At 31.2% G+C, this 19389-nt stretch carries 13 protein-coding genes; 4 read left to right on the forward strand and 9 right to left on the reverse strand.

Features of this window, described 5'->3' with window-relative positions:
• Positions 1 to 53 precede the first annotated feature (53 nt).
• From bshA to Q0842_RS07185, 8 genes are all read right to left on the reverse strand, one after another.
• Entirely contained in the window at positions 54 to 1190 is a 1137-nt protein-coding gene (gene bshA, locus Q0842_RS07150; RefSeq protein ID WP_298496089.1) for an N-acetyl-alpha-D-glucosaminyl L-malate synthase BshA, read from the reverse strand.
• Positions 1191 to 1278: 88 nt separating this feature from the next.
• A complete protein-coding gene (locus Q0842_RS07155) occupies positions 1279 to 4197 on the reverse strand; it encodes a glycoside hydrolase family 3 N-terminal domain-containing protein (protein ID WP_298496091.1) in 2919 nt (972 codons plus the stop codon).
• A 125-nt stretch (positions 4198 to 4322) separates the two neighbouring features.
• A complete protein-coding gene (locus Q0842_RS07160; RefSeq protein ID WP_298496093.1) occupies positions 4323 to 4808 on the reverse strand; it encodes an ABC transporter ATPase in 486 nt (161 codons plus the stop codon).
• Positions 4809 to 4853: 45 nt separating this feature from the next.
• Entirely contained in the window at positions 4854 to 5645 is a 792-nt protein-coding gene (locus Q0842_RS07165; RefSeq protein ID WP_298496096.1) for a (Fe-S)-binding protein, read from the reverse strand.
• 169 nt (positions 5646 to 5814) lie between these two features.
• Positions 5815 to 6468 carry a hypothetical protein gene (locus Q0842_RS07170; RefSeq protein ID WP_298496098.1) on the reverse strand — a complete coding sequence of 218 codons (654 nt, stop codon included), beginning with the start codon at positions 6466 to 6468 and terminating at the stop codon, positions 5815 to 5817.
• A 3-nt stretch (positions 6469 to 6471) separates the two neighbouring features.
• Positions 6472 to 7785: a (Fe-S)-binding protein gene (locus tag Q0842_RS07175; protein ID WP_298496101.1), complete on the reverse strand. Its 1314-nt coding sequence runs from the start codon at positions 7783 to 7785 to the stop codon at positions 6472 to 6474.
• Positions 7786 to 7799: 14 nt separating this feature from the next.
• Positions 7800 to 8756 carry an MlaD family protein gene (locus Q0842_RS07180; protein ID WP_298496104.1) on the reverse strand — a complete coding sequence of 319 codons (957 nt, stop codon included), beginning with the start codon at positions 8754 to 8756 and terminating at the stop codon, positions 7800 to 7802.
• A gap of 53 nt (positions 8757 to 8809) precedes the next feature.
• Positions 8810 to 9901 carry an N-acetylmuramoyl-L-alanine amidase gene (locus tag Q0842_RS07185; RefSeq protein WP_298496107.1) on the reverse strand — a complete coding sequence of 364 codons (1092 nt, stop codon included), beginning with the start codon at positions 9899 to 9901 and terminating at the stop codon, positions 8810 to 8812.
• A gap of 176 nt (positions 9902 to 10077) precedes the next feature.
• On the opposite strand from Q0842_RS07185, the gene Q0842_RS07190 reads away from it, so the two are divergent.
• Together Q0842_RS07190 and Q0842_RS07195 are read left to right on the forward strand one after the other, a co-directional pair.
• The gene (locus Q0842_RS07190; protein ID WP_298496109.1) at positions 10078 to 12828 is read left to right on the forward strand and encodes a putative LPS assembly protein LptD; all 2751 of its coding nucleotides are present in this window, start codon (positions 10078 to 10080) and stop codon (positions 12826 to 12828) included.
• 4 nt (positions 12829 to 12832) lie between these two features.
• Positions 12833 to 13213: a RidA family protein gene (locus Q0842_RS07195; protein WP_298496112.1), complete on the forward strand. Its 381-nt coding sequence runs from the start codon at positions 12833 to 12835 to the stop codon at positions 13211 to 13213.
• Between the two features lie 6 nt (positions 13214 to 13219).
• Here Q0842_RS07195 and Q0842_RS07200 read toward each other — a convergent pair whose 3' ends face one another.
• Complete coding sequence (locus Q0842_RS07200) at positions 13220 to 14608, reverse strand: response regulator (RefSeq protein ID WP_298496114.1); 1389 nt, start codon at positions 14606 to 14608, stop codon at positions 13220 to 13222.
• Between the two features lie 168 nt (positions 14609 to 14776).
• Here Q0842_RS07200 and Q0842_RS07205 point away from each other — a divergent pair, with 168 nt between their 5' ends.
• Both Q0842_RS07205 and Q0842_RS07210 read left to right on the forward strand, forming a co-directional pair.
• Positions 14777 to 15817 (forward strand): GMP reductase, encoded by a 1041-nt coding sequence (locus Q0842_RS07205; protein WP_298496117.1) that lies wholly within the window; start codon positions 14777 to 14779, stop codon positions 15815 to 15817.
• Positions 15818 to 16015: 198 nt separating this feature from the next.
• Positions 16016 to 19342, forward strand: coding sequence for a DUF2126 domain-containing protein (locus tag Q0842_RS07210; RefSeq protein WP_298496120.1), 3327 nt, complete (start codon positions 16016 to 16018; stop codon positions 19340 to 19342).
• The last annotated feature ends 47 nt before the right edge of the window (positions 19343 to 19389 follow it).

Consider the following 19389-nt stretch of genomic DNA (forward strand, 5'->3'; position numbering starts at 1 on the left):
AAAAAGAAGAATAACACTTAGTGCAATCCATATAAATAGTAACTCAAAAAAAATTATAGTACTAAACACTTAGCCAAAGTATCTTCATAAATAGCTTCATATTGTGGTACAATAGCATGTAAATCGAATTTTAGAGCTTCTTTACGTGCATTGTCTTTAAAGGTTTTTAGGTTTGCATCATCCTTTAAAATAAATAAAGCGTTTTTAGTCATATCATCAATATCACCAACATTACTTAAAAAACCAGAAACACCATGAATATTAACTTCAGGTAACCCGCCTGTATTGGTAGATATAACAGGGACTCCTGATGCCATAGCTTCTAGAGCTGCTAAACCAAAACTCTCAGTTAAAGATGGCAATAAAAACAAATCACTAAAACATAATATTTTATCTATTTCATTACTTCTACCAAAGAAAACAACCTTATCTAATATACCTAATTCCTGACAACGCATTTCTACTTTTTCTTTTTCGGGACCTTCTCCAATAAACATTAATTTAGAAGGTATTTCTTTTTGAATATTATAAAATACACTAATAACATCTTGAACCCTTTTTACAGGTCGTAAATTACTAATATGAGTAATAATTTTTTCATCGTCGTTAGCCATCATACCACGTTGGCAATCTGTAAATCCATGATTATATTTCTCTAAATCTATAAAGTTAGGTACAACTGTTATATCATTTTTAATGTCAAATAAACGTAAAGTATCGTCTTTTAAACTCTGGGATACTGTAGTAACTGCATCAGATTTATTAATACTAAATGTAACTGCCGGTTTATAAAAAGGATGACTACCAACAAGCGTAATATCTGTTCCATGCAAAGTTGTTACAATAGGTACATATATATTTTCTTCTTGCAACATTTTTTTAGCCATATAAGCTGCATATGCATGCGGAATAGCGTAATGCACATGTAATATTTCAATACCATGTAGTTTTACCATATCAACTAATTTACTTGATAATGCTAGCTCGTAAGGTTGATAATGAAATAAAGGATATTCTGGTACAGTAACTTCATGATAATGTACATTATTACTTATTAACTCAAGTCTTACTGGTTGATTATAAGTAATGAAATGTATTTCATGACCACGTTTTGATAATTCTAAACCTAATTCTGTAGCTACTACACCACTACCTCCAAAAGTTGGATAACAAACTATACCTATTTTCATATTTAAGTTACATGTTTCTAAATTTCAACTATTTAAATTATTGTTTAAAATAAATTACAAATAGTTACAACTTTAAATGTTTTGTCTTTTAATTTTCTATCGCTTCGTAAATTAAGCGTTGTATTTCTGTTCTAATATTTTCTCTTAGCAATAAGTTTTTACCAGCATGTGGATAGGTTCTATTTGCTAGAAAAACATAAACAATCTCTTCTTCTGGGTCTGCCCAAGCATATGTACCAGTAAAACCAGAATGCCCAAAACTTGTCATTGATATACAACCACAAGTAGGGCCTGTTTCTCCTAATTGAGGCTTATCAAAACCTATACCTCGTCTATTATTATCTCCACAATAATAACAAGTGTTAAATTTATCTATAGTTTCAGGTTTTAAATAACGTTTACCACCATAATACCCTTTTTGTAAATACATTTGCATAATTTTTGCAACATCGTTAGCATTACTAAATATTCCTGCATGACCTCCTACACCATTTTGCATGGCAGCACCCATATCATGAACATAGCCATGTACTTTACCGTATCTGTAATAATCATCAATCTCTGTAGGTACTATTTTTTTACTTGTAATTTTATAATATGGGTTATATAAAGTGTTATTAGCTCCTAAAGATTCATAAAAATGTGATTGTGCTAACTCATCTAATGTTCTGTCGTAATGTTGTTCAATAAATTTCTTTAAAATATAATATGGAAAATCGCTGTAACGATATCTTTGACGATCTAACAACTCAGAATTTTTAATAATTTCTGGTAAAGAATCCTGATAATCAGTTCTTAAAAACAAATTTTTAGTAACTTCAACATTAAATTTATCACTACGTACTTTTCTATAATATTTTTTACTAGGGCGTTTTGTAACACTATCTAAAGTATGATAATAGAAAGGCTCCCATGGTCTTAATCGCGCATAATGAGACAACATACTTTTTAAAGTTATATGTGCTTTATTTGAGTTTTTATATTCTGGTAAAATAGCTGGAAGTTTAGTATCTAAAGTAACTATGCCTTGCTCTTCAAGTTCCATTAACAATGGTAATGTTGAAAGTATTTTTGTTAGTGATGCAACATCATAAATATCATCTGAAGCTACTTTTTCTTTTCCGTCGTAAGTATGCTTTCCAAAATTCTTATTATATATAACTTTACCTTTTCTAGCTACTAACAATTGAATACCTGGTGTCATTTTTCCATTAACAGCATATTGAGCTATGGAATCAATTTTTTTTAATTTTATAGAATTCATTCCTACGCGTTCAGGAATGGTATAACCTAAACGCTTTATTTCATTATTTTGAATACCTTCCCCTAGTTTAAAATAATTACCAATAGAGACAGGTAAAACTCCTTTTGATGCTATAGCACCAAATATAAGCTGAGCAGATTTTCGTTGTGCAATTTCACTATTTTGATAGCTAACAACAATACTTTCAATGTTTTCTAAAGTTTTTAATTTTGAGAGTGCGTAAGGTTTTACAAAAGCATCTAAAATAACCGTATGTGTTTGTGCTATTTCATGAAGCCAAACCAACTCTTTATTGCTAAATTTATAACTTTTCCATGGGCTTTCATTAGAACGATGAAAACCAACAATAACAGTATTATAGGGTTTAAGATTACCAATTAGGGAATATAAATTGTCTGAGCTTACTGTATGTACTTTTGCAAACTTTTTTAATTCATCTAGAAAAGCAGAACCAGAATCATCACCAAATTTTACATAAGCAATACTTTTTGTTTCTAATCTTCTAAGTGGTAATAAATCATTTTCATTTTTTACTACTGTAATAGCATTTTCAAGCAGTTCTTCATATAGAATATCATCCTTTAATCTATTTAAATCTTTTGATAAATTATATAGACCTACAGGTTCATAATTATTTAGACCTACTTTATATTTAGCTTGAAGTATTTTTTTAACCGAATGTTCTAAACGTGCTTCAGTAATATCGCCGTTATTATAAGCTTCAATAATTTTTGAAACACCAACACCAACATCTTCAGACATAAGCATTACATCGTTTCCTGCTTTAAAAGCAGCTAAATCAATTGCACCAGTTTCACTAAAATCTGCTGCACCTTTCATGGTTAAAGCATCAGTAAAAATTAATCCTTTAAAACCTAATCGCTCTTTTAAAATATCGGTTACTATATGTTTTGATAATGATGAAGGGTATCCATCTCGTGCCTCTAAACTAGGTACGTTTAAATGTGCTACCATGACGCTAGATAGTCCTTCGGTAATTAATTTTTTATAAGGATATAGTTCAATAGAATCAATACGTTTTTCGTTAAAACTTATAGTTGGCAAAGTAAGATGGGAATCTTGATCGGTATCTCCATGACCTGGAAAATGTTTTGCATTAGCCAATACACCTGCCTCTTGCATCCCTTTCATAAATGCTAAAGCTTTTTCAGTAACATTATCTCTATCTTCACCAAAAGACCTATTACCAATAATTGGGTTTTTAGGATTTGTATTAATATCTACAACAGGCGCAAAATTAAAATGTACTCCTAATCGTTTACAATGTTCGCCAATTTGTTTACCTGTTTTCTCTACTAGTTTATTGTCTTTAATAGCTCCAAGAGTCATATTCCAAGGAAATGCATAAGTAGAATCTAATCGCATGCTTAATCCCCACTCTGCATCCATACCAATAAGCATTGGGATTTTAGATAATGATTGTAACTCATTATTTAATCTTGCTTGCCTATTTGGTCCTCCATTTGAATAAATAATACCACCAATATGATGATTTTTTATGGTATTAATTAACTTGTTTTTTGTAGCCTGATCTTGATTAGACATAACTTGTACCATATACAACTGCCCTACTTTTTCTGCTAAAGTCATGGAAGCATACAAACTATCAACCCATTTTTTTTGAGCTTCTGTGTCTGAAGTTAAAAGTGGATTTTTGTTTGTTTGTGCTCCTGTTTGTAATACTAATAAAAAAGTAACTACTGTAATAAAGATTTGACGCATAAAGGAATTATTAAGGGGAATTATTAATGATACTATTAAACATTAATAATCATGCCAAATTAATACTTTTAAAAGAAGATGAAAAGACTTTAAGATAGATTTATAAAGAAATTTTTAAATAAAAACTACTTTATAAAGCGCCCATGCCAGCTTTCACTTGCAGGTACTTCCCAGTTTTCTTTAAACTCAGCTACATTATTAACCAAATTATTAAAAACTATAGTTTTTTTTGAAACGGCTTTGTCTTTTGCCATTTTCCTAAAATCTGTTAACGATTTATAAGCAATATATTCACCTTGCTTGTATGATACATTCATTTTATCCATTAAATCGACATCATATTCTTTTTCCAATTGTTGAATAAAATTGACTGAAGCGTCTATTGAGCAGCCTGTTGCTTTATTTAAGTCTTGATTTAAGCCCAGTACAATAAAACGTTTGTATTTTATGGTATAACCTGCCTGAAGATCGCTACCATGTGCCGCCCAGTTTTCTATAAATGTATTGAGCTTTGCTTGTATCTCTTCGAGTTCGTTTTCTGAAAATGATCGATTAGCTTGGTATATCCAAACACGAGATTCTTCTGGTAAAGTATTAAAATCTACTAGCATATTTTTTTTGAACGGTAATTATTATTTTTTTGATATTAAGTTAGATTATAATTTCTGTGAACTTGCAATTAGCTCTGCTATATCCATAACTTTAATGTCATTTTCTTTTTCTTTTACTTTTACACCATCACTCATCATTGTCATACAATAAGGACAAGCGGTTGCTATAATGTCGGGATTGGTTTTTAGTGCGTCTTCAGTTCGGAGTTCATTTATATCCTTGTCCCCTTTTTCTGGTTCTTTAAACATTTGTGCGCCACCTGCGCCGCAACATAATGCTGTTGCTTTACTACGTTTCATTTCTACCAAATTTGCATTTAGCTTGCTTAACACGTCTCTAGGTGCATCGTATTCTGAGTTTGCTCTACCTAAATAACAAGGATCATGAAAGGTTATTTGTTTGCCTTTATAATCGCTTTCCTTAATATCTAGTTTATTGGTATTTATAAGTTCTTTAATAAACTGCGTATGATGCATTACCTCATAGTTACCACCTAATTCTGGATATTCGTTTTTTAAACAATTAAACGAGTGCGGATCACAGGTTACAATACGTTTTACTTCATAAGCGTTTAGTATTTCTATATTCATTACTGCTTGCATTTGAAACAGAAATTCGTTTCCAGCTCTTTTTGCTAAATCGCCTGTGGCACTTTCTTCGGTTCCTAACACAGCAAAATTAACTTTGGCTTTGTTAAGTATTTTAACAAAAGCTTTTGTGATTTTTTTTGCTCTATCATCGTAACTTCCTGCTGAACCAACCCAAAATAAAATATCTGGTTTCTTACCTTCGGCCATTAACTCTGCCATTGTTGGTACTTTTAATTGTTCGCTCATATTTTTAGGTTTAATACCTGAAGGATTTCTAAAAACCTTACAGAATTATAATTATATGTTGTGTTTTGCGTTAAGGATTGAGGCATTTGTTGAAGCTCTTTTTTGTTTTTCTCAAAAAAAAGCGACTGCCGAAAGCCCGACCCTTTTCGGGTAACGCCCTAATTTTTAATTATTGTTCTTTCTTTAATTTACTCTCTAGCATTAGGTCCTGATTGTAATCTTTTGCACTTTCTAATAAACTTGTTGGAACTATGTTATAGAATAATGGCGAGTCTGGATCGTAATTGACCATAACCCATTTATTGTTTGTGGTGTTATCTTTTAGAATGATAGTAATTCTATTATTCATAAAAATTTCGAGTGCATTGTTGGTTATAAATGTAACTTCCATGCCTTTGGCAGCCATCATTGTTTTCATCATTTTTTTTGATTCGTCATCAAAATCTTGCTTATGAAATGTCATTTTCATATTCATATCGTAAGAGACAAAAACATACTGTAAACTGTCTTTTTCGTTTTTAAAAACGTCTGATAATTTATATTTTGGGATGATTTTAGGAATGTCTATTGAGAACTCTTCATTACCTTCAAACATGCTTTTAAACACAGCTTTAATAGACTCTTTAGGGGCCATTTCAAATACTTTTGGGTGTGTCATGTCTAAAATAGCATCATAATCTCTATTGTTCATGTCGTTAAACATTTTTAGAGTTATGTTGTCTACATCTTTTAAAATATCGCTATTGCTTTGCGCAAAAGAAGATAGCGATATAAAAATGGTAACTAATAAAATACTTTTAATTAATGTTTTATTATAGCTCATATTCTATTCGTTTTTCCAGTTTAATCTATCTTGCTGATTATATGGCCATGGAGCTCCGTTGTTTTCAATATTAGTCATCATGTTGTTTAATTCTACTGGTGCTGCAGATTGCTCCATAACTAAATAACGACGCATTTCTATAATGATAGATAGTGGGTCGATACTTACTGGGCAAGCTTCTACACAAGCATTACAAGATGTACATGCCCAAAGCTCTTCGTTAGTAATGTAATCGCCTAATAATTGTTTACCATCGTCTTTAAACTCACCATTATTTGCATCTATATTTTTACCAACTTCCTCTAAACGGTCGCGAGTATCCATCATGATTTTTCTTGGCGATAGCTTTTTTCCTGTAAGATTAGCAGGACATTCGCTTGTACAGCGCCCACACTCTGTACATGTGTATGCGTTTAATAATTGCACCCAATTTAAATCTTGAACATCGCTTGCTCCAAATTTTGCTGGCATTTCATCTTCGGCACCTTCTGCTGGTGCTGCAAATGGGTCTGCATTTGGATCCATCATCATTCTTACCTCTTTGGTAACTGCTTCTAGATTATTTAATTGCCCTTTTGGTTTTAATTTACCAAAATAGGTATTTGGGAACGCTAATAATATGTGTAAATGCTTAGAAAAATAAAGGTAATTAAGGAAAATTAATATCCCTACAATATGAACCCACCAAGCACCACGTTCTATAATATGCAATGTGCTTTCTGATAATCCAGAAAACCAAGGTGCTATATATTGACTAATTATGTTTCCTGAATTCATGGCTTGAAAATGTATATCGGTAGCATTCATGACTAAAAACAAAGTCATTAATACCATTTCGAAATACAGAATAAAGTTACCATCGTTTTTAGGCCAACTGGTCATTTCACTTTTCCAGAAACGTGCTATTTTTAAAATGTTTCTTCGCGCCCAGAATATGATTACTGCTACAAATACTAAACAAGCCAAAATCTCAAAAGTACCTATTAAAAAACCATAAACAGATTCTGGCAGAATACTTAAGCCAATTCTATGAGTACCAAATAAACCATCAATTATAATTTCAAGAACTTCAATATTTATAATAATAAAACCTACATAAACAACTACGTGCAAGAATCCAGAAATAGGACGACGTACCATTTTACTTTGACCTAAAGCAATCATAGCCATATTTTTCCAACGTTGTGATTTATTGTCACTAACATTGGTGTCTTGACCTAGTTTTATGTTTCTAATTAGCTTTTTTACGTTTTTTGCAAAATAACCAATACCCAAAAAGAGTATGATTGCGAAAAGTATATTTGGTAGGTAATCCATAATTTAGTTTAGTCTTAGTTTTTTATTTCATTTCCTTCGGCATCATATTGTTTTGGTTTTTTTCCGAATAACGAAAAATGCACATAACGCTTAGGATTTAACTTCATGTCTTCTAACAATTGTTCTAGTTGGAGACTAGCACCTTCTAAGTTGTTATACAAACCATCATCTTCCATAAGTTTTCCAATAGATCCTTCTCCGTTTTTTATTTTATTACTAATACTATTGAAATTTTGAATAGTTGTTTCAATACTTTTTATAGTCTCATCTAAATTAGAATTTGCAAGTTGTTCTGAAGTTTTTGATAAGTTTGATGATATGATATCAACATTTGATAATGTATTACTTAACTTCTCTTCATTATTAACTAATAATGTATTAAGAGAGTTTGATGTGTTTTTAAAATTAATCATAACATCATTTAAACCTGCTATACTTGCTCTAAGGTTTGCTTTAGTTTTATCATCAAAAACATCATTTAAGTTAGCAAGCAAATCATCTGCACCAACCATCATAACTTCAATTTTTTCTTGTAAAGGAGTTAAACGTTGGTTAACAAGTTCTGATAAACCTGCTTTTATTGAACCTTTAAGGACATCGTTGTTTTTTGCTTTTTCAGCACCATCAAAAGCAGGTACAATCGCTATAGCTTTACCTCCTATTAATCCTGTTTCGTACAATTCTGCACTACTGTTTTTTGAAAACTCAAATTTACTATCAACTAAAAGTTTAATTTTAAGTTTTCCAGAACCATCGCCTTTAAAATCTATACTAGTAACTTTACCAACATTAAGTCCGTTAATGGTAACAGGTGTAGATGGAACTAAGCCTTCAACATTTTCATATTCTGTATAAAATGTAAGTGAAGAATTGAAAAGGTCTCTACCTTTAAGGTAATTAAAACCATAATACAATAAAATGATACCTAATAGAACAAGTATCCCTGTTTTGACTTCTCTTGATATTTTCAAAATGCATTTCTTTTTAGAAAAACAAATTTAATATAAATTTAAGAAGTAAGCTTCTAATTAGTTATTGATTTTAAAGCATCAACAAGTGCTATCTTTTTTCCATCTTTAAAAGCAACAACAAAACTAGAATTATAGCCTTTACTTTTTGCTTCTTGATTTAACTCTTTAATTTGGTTATAATCAGATGTGTTTCCGTAAAAATATTTATACAAGTTACCTGCTTTTATTCTGGAAATATTACTTAATCCTTTAAAGTTATAAGGCTTTGTTTCTAATGCTTTTGAACTTGCAGCAATTTGAACTTTAAAAATAATATTAGCTAAATTAGTTTCGTTATTAATAGAACTCTCAATTACAGTATAATCACTTACATTAACATCTAAACTTGATTTGTATTGTAAAATAGCATCTTTTATAGCGTTAGCCATTTGTTGTTGTCCTTTTTTAGAATTTAAATAGGCACCCTCTTTTTTATTTGTTAAAAAACCTAACTCTACTAAAACGCTTGGCATAACTGTTTGGTGCAATACGATAAATCCTGCTTGTTTAACCTTTCGGTTTTTTCTATTTAAATTACTAGTAAAGTGCTTTTGAATTAAACTTGCTAATTGTATACTTTGGTCTAAATATTCTTCTTGACTTAATAAAATACTCATTACAGATTCTGGTGAATTAGGATCGAAACCAGCGTAGTTTTTTTCATAGTCTTCCTCCATAAAAATCACAGAGTTTTCTTTTTTTGCTACCTCAAAATTGGTTTGGTTCCTGTGTGTACCTAATACAAATGTACCAGCACCATAAGCTTGCGAAGTATGAGAATCACAATGAATAGAAACAAATAAGTCGGCTTTTTCTTTGTTAGCAATTTTTCCTCTAACAAATAAATCAATAAAAACATCTGTTTTACGAGTGTAAACAACTTTAATATTTGGATTTTTCTCTAATTCTTTACCAACAGCCAAAACTGTTTTTAATGCTATATCTTTTTCTCTATAACCATTTCCTAAATTACCAGGATCTTTTCCACCATGACCAGCATCTAAAACCACAACAAACTTTTTAGATGTGCTTTGAGCATTAACAAATAACGGAAATGTTAATACTATTATAAAAGATACGAAAATTAATATGTTGTTCGTTTTCATTTGGTGAATACTATTTTTTTTGAATCGGTTACTTAATATATACCATACAGGGCACCATTTTTGATGTAACTTTTATCATTTTCTATATATCAAATTAACGCCCCAAAAAAGGAGTTTATTTTAATTTTAAATTTTTAATTGATTATTAAATCAATCACAAAAAAATATATGTAATTTTGACTTTTCAAAAACCGAGCCATACTTTTACAAAAATACATTTAAAAGCGTTGCATACAAACAACTTTAAAATACTTTTTGCATTAAGTTTTACTGTGTTTATCAACACGTTAAGCTTTTCTCAAGATATCCCAAAAAAGGGTAAGACTATTAACCGAACTATAAAAGATAGTTTAGCAACACCTATTGATAGCCTTGTTGTTTTAAAGCCTTCTGAAAAAATTCAAGATACTATATCAAAGGATTCTATAAAACAAAAAAAAGATCTCTTAGAAAATATAGTAAAATATCATGCTAAAGACTACACTAGATTTAGTAACAAAAAGCAAAAACTATATTTATATAACGAAGCCAGAATTGATTATGGCGACATGAATATAACTTCTGGAAGCATCACTATAGATTATAATAAAAATACTGTTTATGCTAAAGGTATAACAGACTCTATTGATGGTTATACACAAAAACCTGTATTTACTCAAGGTAGTAATGTAGTTGAACCAGATTCAATTGTTTTTAATACAGAAACACAAAAAGCGCTTATTTATAATTCTAAAACAGAACAAGGAGAAGGTACTGTTATATCTGAGACTACCAAAAAAGAAAACGATTCTGTTTATTTTGTTAAAGATGCAAAATACACAACTGCAGAAAATCTTGAGGATCCGGAATATTATTTAAAACTTCGTAAAGCTAAAATTGTTCCCGGAAAAAAAATAGTTACGGGTTTAGCAAATTTATTTATTTACGATGTCCCTACCCCTTTAGGGTTACCCTTTGGTTTTTTTCCACAAAGTGAAAAACAAACTTCTGGAGTTATTATACCTTCTTTTGGTGAGCAAAATAGTCGTGGTTATTTTTTACAAAACGGTGGGTATTACTTTGCTATAAACGATTATGTAGATTTAGCTGTTTTAGGTGATTACTATACAAATGGTAGTTATGGAATACGTTTAGAAAATACATATGCAAAACGCTATAGGTTTAGAGGTAACGTAGGATTTAGATATGAAAAACTAATTACTAGCGAACGTGGTTTTTCAGATTATGCTACAAGTACCATTTATAATTTGCGTTGGTCTCATAGTCAAGACTCTAAAGCAAATCCTAGCTCTCGTTTTTCTGCTTCAGTAAACTTAGGAAGTAGTACTTATTATCAACAATCTATAAATCAAGTAAATACAGGTGCTTTCTTAAACAATACATTAGCTTCATCTGTTTCATATTCAAAATCATTTCAAACAGTTCCTGAAGCAAATATTAGTCTTACAGCTACGCATTCGCAAAACACCAATACTGAAAGTATAAATATGACACTACCTACATTTCAAGGTAGTTTAGGTAGAATGTATCCTTTTGCATCAAAAACAGGTACTAAAAAAGGTATTATTCAAAATATTAACTTGCAATATAATTTACGTGCAGAAAACAGAATTCAAACCACAGATTCTTTATTCTTCAAAAAAGAAATGTTTGATGATGCTAAAGTTGGATTCCAGCATACTATACCCTTAACCACTAACTTTAAATTGTTTAAATATTTTAGTGCTAGTGCGAGCACCAATTTTAATGAAATTTGGACATTTAAAACTGTAAATAAATCTTACGACTCAATTGAAGATGAAGTTGTAGAAGAAGAAGTCAATGGCTTTGACGCATATAGAACCTATAACTTTAGCACGAGTATTGGTACTACTATTTATGGAATGTTTAACTTTGAAAAAGAAGGCCAAGACAAAAAAATTAAAGCCATTAGGCATGTTGTAAGACCCTCTATTAGTTATAATATAAACCCTTCATTTGATAAATATTACGATACTTATGAAGTTATTAGTGCTGATGGGCTAACTACCAGCGATGTGGAATATAGTAGATTTGAAGATGGATTATATGGTGCTCCTAACCAAAATTTTTCAAGTTCCATGGGAATTTCAGTTTCTAATAATCTTGAAGCGAAAGTAAGAGATCGAGACAGCACTGCTACTGAAGCTAAAAAAATCATTTTATTAAATAATTTAAACTTTTCTACATCTTATAATTTTGCAGGAGACTCTTTAAAATGGAGTCCTGTTAGAATGAGTGGTGGCACACAATTATTTAAAAATAAAATGAGCATTAATTTTGGTGCTACTTTAGACCCATATGCTTTAGATAATAACAACACAAGAATTGACACTTACAATATTGATAATGGTGGAAGTCTTTTTAGATTAACTAGCGCTAACATGAATGCCAGTTGGTCATTTTCAAGTTCTGACGGTGAAAGAAATAAAAAGAATAATTCTGGTATAGAAGAAAATAAACGTAGTGGTGGTCGAGCAGATGATTTGTTTGGCGTATCTGAAGATTTTGCAAATCAACAAGTTCGTGGAGATCAAGATAAAAAAGAGGAAAAACCTAGTGATTTGTATAATAATAAAATACCCTGGAATTTTCGAGTCGCTTATGCAGTAAACTACTCTAATAGTAGACGACAAAATGAAATTTCGTCACATTCATTAATGTTTTCTGGAGATATTGAATTATCTCCAAAATGGTCTGTTGGTGGATCCTCAGGTTACGACTTGAAAAATGCTGGTTTTACTTATACGCAATTACGATTTGAACGAGATTTATTAAGTTGGCGAATGAATTTTAGTTGGGTGCCTTTTAGTAATAGGAGTTCATGGAATTTCTTTATTGGTATAAAATCAAGTATATTAAGCGATCTTAAATACGAAAAAAGAAGACAACCAGATATTCAATTATAACCTCATGAAAACTATAATTACAACTAACAACGCTCCTGCTCCTATTGGTCCATATAACCAAGCAGTATTAACGGGAAACACTTTATATACATCGGGTCAAATTGCTATAAACCCAAAAACAAATGAATTAGTTTTAGATGATATAACTAAAGAAACTAATCAAGTTATGCAAAATTTAAAGGCAGTTTTGGAGGCAGCGAATATGACTTTTGAAAACGTTATAAAATCTTCTATTTTTATTAGTAATATGGATGACTTTACTTTAATAAATAACGTATACGGTAGTTTTTTTGATGATGATAACGCACCGGCAAGAGAAACCGTTCAAGTAGCAAGATTACCTAAAAATGTTAATGTTGAAATTAGCTTAATTGCTGTAAAATAGTTTTAACTAATTCTTAGTTGGTGTTTTTAATTTAGAGAACTTAACCAATAAATTTTTTAGTTTTTCTACATCTATTGGTTTCGATAAAAAATCATCAATACCTGCTAATTTTGCTTTTTCAATATCATTATTAAATGCACTTGCAGAAACTCCAATTATAGGTGTTTTAGTTTTTAAATACTTATCTGTTTCTTTTATAAATTTTGTGGCTTCATAACCATCCATATCTGGCATGTATATATCCATAAAAATCATATCGAAATCTAAAATCTTATAAAGGTTAACAGCTTCAAGTCCGTTTTTAGCAAATGTACAATCTGCACCTTGGCGCTCTAAAAGAAATTTAATAACCTTTTGATTCATCCTATTATCCTCAGCTACTAAAACACTAAACTTATCAGATAATATAGGTTTTTGTATGTCTTTGTCGGCTTTTATATTAAAAGTCTTTTTTAATTGTAAACTAAAGTAAAAAGTAGAACCTTCGTTTTCTTTGCTTTCAAGTTTTAATTCACCGCCCATAATCTCAACAAGTTTATGAGAAATTAAAAGCCCCATACCTGCCCCTCTATAATCTTTAGTAATAGAATTCATAAAGGCAATGTCATTGTTTTTAAAAATACGCTTAGCATTTTCAGGCTTCATACCTATTCCCGTATCTTTAATATAAAATGTTATAATTTGATCATCATCAATCCCAATTGATTGATCTACAATTATGGATATTTTGCCAGAATTTGTAAACTTAATGGCATTATTAATTAAATTAATTAGCACTTGTTGTATTCTAGTAGAATCACATAAAACCAGAAACCTACCCTTTTCTTCTGATATAAATTTGAAATTAAATTCTAAACCTTTCTCCCATGATTGATATTCAAAAACTTTAAATAGTTTAGATAAATCAGCTTTTAAATCTACCGTTTTTAATTCTAAATTTAAATGACCTTCATCAACTTCAGCATTATCAGTTACCATATTTACTAATTGCAGTAAATGTTTTGAAGAATACTCGGCTATTTCTACTTGCGCTGTTTGGTCACTATCTAAATCTGTTTGTTTTAGCATATTTAACATACCCAAAACGGTGTTTAATGGGGTGCGAACTTCATAACTCATATTCGCTAAATAAATAGATTTGTGGTTTGCTAAATCTTCAGCAGCTTCTAATTTTTCTTTTAAATCATCAACCCTTAGTTTTAAATTAGACTTTATAACATCGTTTTTAAGGTGATTTTTTAAAAAATATTGTAAAGCAAAAACTTGAATAATAGATAGCAAAAACAAAAATATGGCAGCACTTTCAGCATATATTTTTTTTTCTAAAAAAACATAACCTAATATTAAAATGGCAGCAATTGATGCAAAAATGAAAAAAGATAATTTCTTTTTCATTTTTAAATTTTTAATAGATTTAGGGAAAATCTTCATTAAATAATGCTTTTAACAAACTTATCTATAATTATATGAATTTGCAAAACTATATTTAATATTAAGTTTTATCTTGTAATGAATTTGGTTAAATTTAAATTCTTAAAACTTTTAAAAAAATAAAATTTATAAATGCGCATAGAATATGATATTAAATTAGGGTTTAAAGATGTAATGATTCGCCCTAAGCGATCTACTTTAAAAAGTAGAAAACAAGTAAGTTTAGAAAGAGAAATTAAATTTTTACACAGTTCAATTACATGGTCGGGTATTCCTATAATGGCTGCAAATATGGATACTGTTGGTACATTTGAAATGGCTATAGCTTTATCAAAAAACAAACTATTTTCAGCAATACACAAACATTATACATTAACAGAATGGCGCAATTTTCTTAATACTGCTCCAAAAGGTATTGAAAACTATATTGCCGTAAGTACTGGTATTGGTGAGAGTGATGCCCAAAAACTTTCAGAGATATTAACGAATCATCCAGAACTTAAATTTATTTGTATTGATGTAGCCAATGGCTATTCTGAGCATTTTGCAGATTTTGTAAAACAAACTAGAGAACAGTATCCAAATAAAATTATAATAGCTGGTAATGTGGTTACTGGCGAAATGGTTGAAGAGTTACTGCTTTCTGGAGCAGATATTGTTAAAGTTGGAATTGGTCCTGGTTCTGTATGTACCACACGAGTTAAAACAGGTGTTGGTTACCCGCAACTTTCTGCAATTATTGAATGTGCCGATGCTGCTCATGGTTTAGGCGGACAAATAATTAGTGATGGTGGTTGTACAACTCCTGGTGATATAGCCAAAGCATTTGGTGCTGGTGCAGACTTTGTTATGTTAGGTGGTATGCTTGCTGGACACGATGAAAGTGGCGGCGAAATAATTATAAAAAATGGTGAGTCTTTTAAACGTTTTTATGGTATGAGTTCTGAAACAGCTATGGATAAGCATGTTGGTGGTGTTGCAGATTACAGAGCTAGTGAAGGCAAAACAGTTGATGTGCCGTTTCGAGGACCTGTTGATAATACACTTCAAGATATTTTAGGAGGTATAAGAAGTACTTGTACTTATGTTGGTGCTGCACGTTTAAAAGAATTAACTAAACGTACCACATTTATAAGAGTTGCAGAACAAGAAAACCGAGTGTACACTAATTAATAACAGCCATTATTTTGCTGTTTTGTATCTAATTAAATATCCAATATTATCGAAATCATTAGTGTTTTTATGTTTTCACAATTTCATCATGTTAAAAATATGAAAATCGTAAATTTCATATATTAATTCTGAGAGTATTTATACAACTTCTCAATATAAAACTCTTAAATTGTATATTCTAATAATTAAAGAACTACTATGGCGTTAAAAATTGTTATTTCACACAAAACAAAATACAAATATGATAGACCTGTATCATTATCACCCCATATTTTTAGGTTAAGACCTGCACCACATAGTAGAACACCTATTGAAGCTTATTCTATTAAAATAACACCCGAAAATCAATTTTTCAATTGGCAACAAGATCCATTTGGAAATTATATGGCGCGTTTAATTTTTCCTGATAAAACAACAGAACTAACTATTGATGTTGAAATTATTGCTGATTTAAAAACCATAAATCCATTTGATTTTTTTATCGAAGAGTATGCTGAAGAGTATCCCTTCGTTTATAAAGAAGAAACCAAAAAAGAGTTATTACCTTATTTAGAAATTACTGATAAAGGTAAACTGTTAGAGGGGTTTTTAAAAACCTTAGATTATACGCCAAGAAAAACCATCTATTTTTTAATTCATATTAATCAAAAAATATATGAGTATTTAAATTATAACATCCGTATGGATCCAGGTGTACAAACCTGTGAAGAAACACTTGATAAAAAAAGTGGTTCATGTAGAGATTATGCATGGCTATTTGTACAAACCTTACGCCATTTAGGATTTGGAGCACGTTTTGTTTCGGGTTATTTGGTTCAATTAAAATCTGACGAAAAATCATTAGACGGGCCTTCTGGTCCTGAAGAAGATTTTACAGATTTGCATGCTTGGGCAGAAGTATATTTACCTGGTGCTGGTTGGATAGGTTTTGATGCTACTTCAGGATTATTGGCTGGCGAAGGTCATATACCACTAGCTTGTACTCCAACTTTTGAAAGTGCTGCACCTGTATCTGGTATGTCTGATGTTTGCGAAACAGAATTCTTTTTTGAAAATTCTGTAAAACGCATTTTTGAATCGCCAAGAGTTACCAAACCTTATACTGAAGCACAATGGAACGCTATCTATAAATTAGGTTTTAAAGTAGAAAAACAATTAGAAAAAGGTGATGTTAGATTAACCATGGGTGGTGAACCTACATTTGTATCTATTGACGATATGGAATCTCCTGAGTGGAATACCGATGCCGATGGCCCACATAAAAGAGAACTTGCTAAAAACCTTTCTGCTCGTGTATATGATGAATTTGCAAAAGGAGGTGTTTTACATCAAGCGCAAGGAAAATGGTATCCTGGTGAGCCTTTACCACGTTGGTCTATTGAACTTTGTTGGAGAAAAGATGGCAGAAACATATGGCATAACAAAAATTTACTAGCTTTATTTTCAGATAATCCCATTGTACAAGAAGGTGCCGATATACTGTTTTTAGAAACGCTTTCTAAACATTTAGGAGTTACAAATAAAACCATAATCCCTACTTACGAAGATGCCTTTTATTTTATGTGGGAAGAAGGAAAACTACCGGTAGATGTAGACCCGACAAAAGATGATGGTGCCTTACTTGTTAAAAATAAATTAAAAGAAATCCTTAAAGATGGTAAATCAAAAGCTGTTGGATATGTGTTGCCTTTAAATAATTCTATGGGCACCTGGTATACCAGCGACTGGACATTTAGAAGAAATCATTTGTTTTTAATTCCAGGAAACTCCCCTATCGGATTACGATTACCATTAGATTCTCTAATTAGAAAACCCGAACATGGTGAATTTCCAAAATTTGACCCTGATAATTTTTCTATAAAAGGTAGGCTACCTAGCTTTAAAAAAACCGCTGCTTTACGTTTTGAACAAACTGAAAATAATGGTGCTGATAATGCAAATAAATATTTTATAAGAACAGCTATTTGTGCTGAAATTAGAGAAGGTAAATTACATTTATTTTTACCGCCTTTAGATTCTGCCGAAATATTTTTAGATTTAATAGCCTCTATTGAAGCTACTGCAAAAAAACTAGATATTCCTGTTGTTTTAGAGGGCTACGACCCACCAAAAGACCACAGGTTTGAATCTATGAAAGTAACTCCAGATCCAGGAGTTATTGAGGTTAATGTACATCCAGCAAAAAACTGGCAAGAGCTCACACATAATACACTTACACTTTACGAACTCGCAAAACAATCTCGTTTAGGGACTGAAAAATTTATGTTAGATGGTAAACATACCGGAACAGGTGGCGGAAACCATGTTACATTAGGTGGATTAACACCTGCCGATAGTCCCTTATTACGTAAGCCAAGTTTATTACGAAGTTTACTAACATTCTGGCAACATCACCCTGGGCTTTCATACTTGTTTTCTGGCGCCTTTATTGGTTCTACAAGTCAAGCACCAAGAGTTGATGAAGCCCGTATGGAAAACCTATACGAGCTTGAAATTGCTTTTAGTCAAATACCAAAGAATGGCGATGTTCCATTTTGGTTAACAGATAGATTATTTCGTCATTTATTAACCGATTTAACAGGAAATACACACCGTGCAGAATTCTGTATCGATAAATTATATTCTCCAGACTCCTCTTCTGGTCGATTAGGTATTCTTGAACTTCGTGCGTTTGATATGCCTCCTCACCCACAAATGAGTTTAATGCAAAACCTGTTAGTGCGAACTTTGGTTGCATGGTTCTGGAATAAGCCTTACGAACACGATTTAGTTCGTTGGGGTACAGAATTACACGATAAATTTTTAATCGAGCATTATGTTCGAGAAGACATAAAAGATATTGTCGCACAACTTAACCGAGCTGGATATAAATTCCAAGAAGATTGGTTCGACCCATTCTTCGAATTTAGGTTCCCATTACACGGTATGGTACAAATTAATAACGTGCATTTAGAACTTCGTGCAGCTATAGAACCTTGGAATGTTTTAGGAGAAGAAATGACTGGTGGTGGTACCGCTAGATATGTAGATTCATCTGTAGAACGTATTCAAGTTAAAGTTAACCACTTTATAGAAGAGCGTTTTGTACTTACTTGTAACGGTGTAAAAGTAAAATTAAATAGCACCGGTATAAAAGGCGAATATGTAGCGGGTGTTAGATATAAAGCATGGAATCCTTACTCCTCTTTACACCCAACTATTGGCGTAGATACACCTTTGGTTTTTGATATTGTTGATACTTGGAACAAACGTTCCATTGGTGGTTGCACGTATTACGTAGCGCATCCTGGAGGTCGTTCATATGATAGTTACCCTGTTAACAGTTACGAAGCAGAATCAAGGCGTATTAATCGTTTCTGGGAATTTGGCCATACTCAAGGAGAAATTATTGAGCCTGATGCTATTATGCAAGGTGGCGAAAGTACTGGAAAAGTTAAAAAACAAGACAGCTCTAAAAAGTTTAGTTATAAAGAACTACCGGTTAATTTTGAGTTTCCTTATACTTTAGATTTACGAAAAAAGTAAAATAAACATATCTTTAATGGTTAAATAATCCCAAGTGTTTTCTCGGT

It is taken from the genome of uncultured Algibacter sp. (assembly GCF_947495675.1).
Taxonomy (GTDB): Bacteria; Bacteroidota; Bacteroidia; order Flavobacteriales; family Flavobacteriaceae; genus Algibacter_B.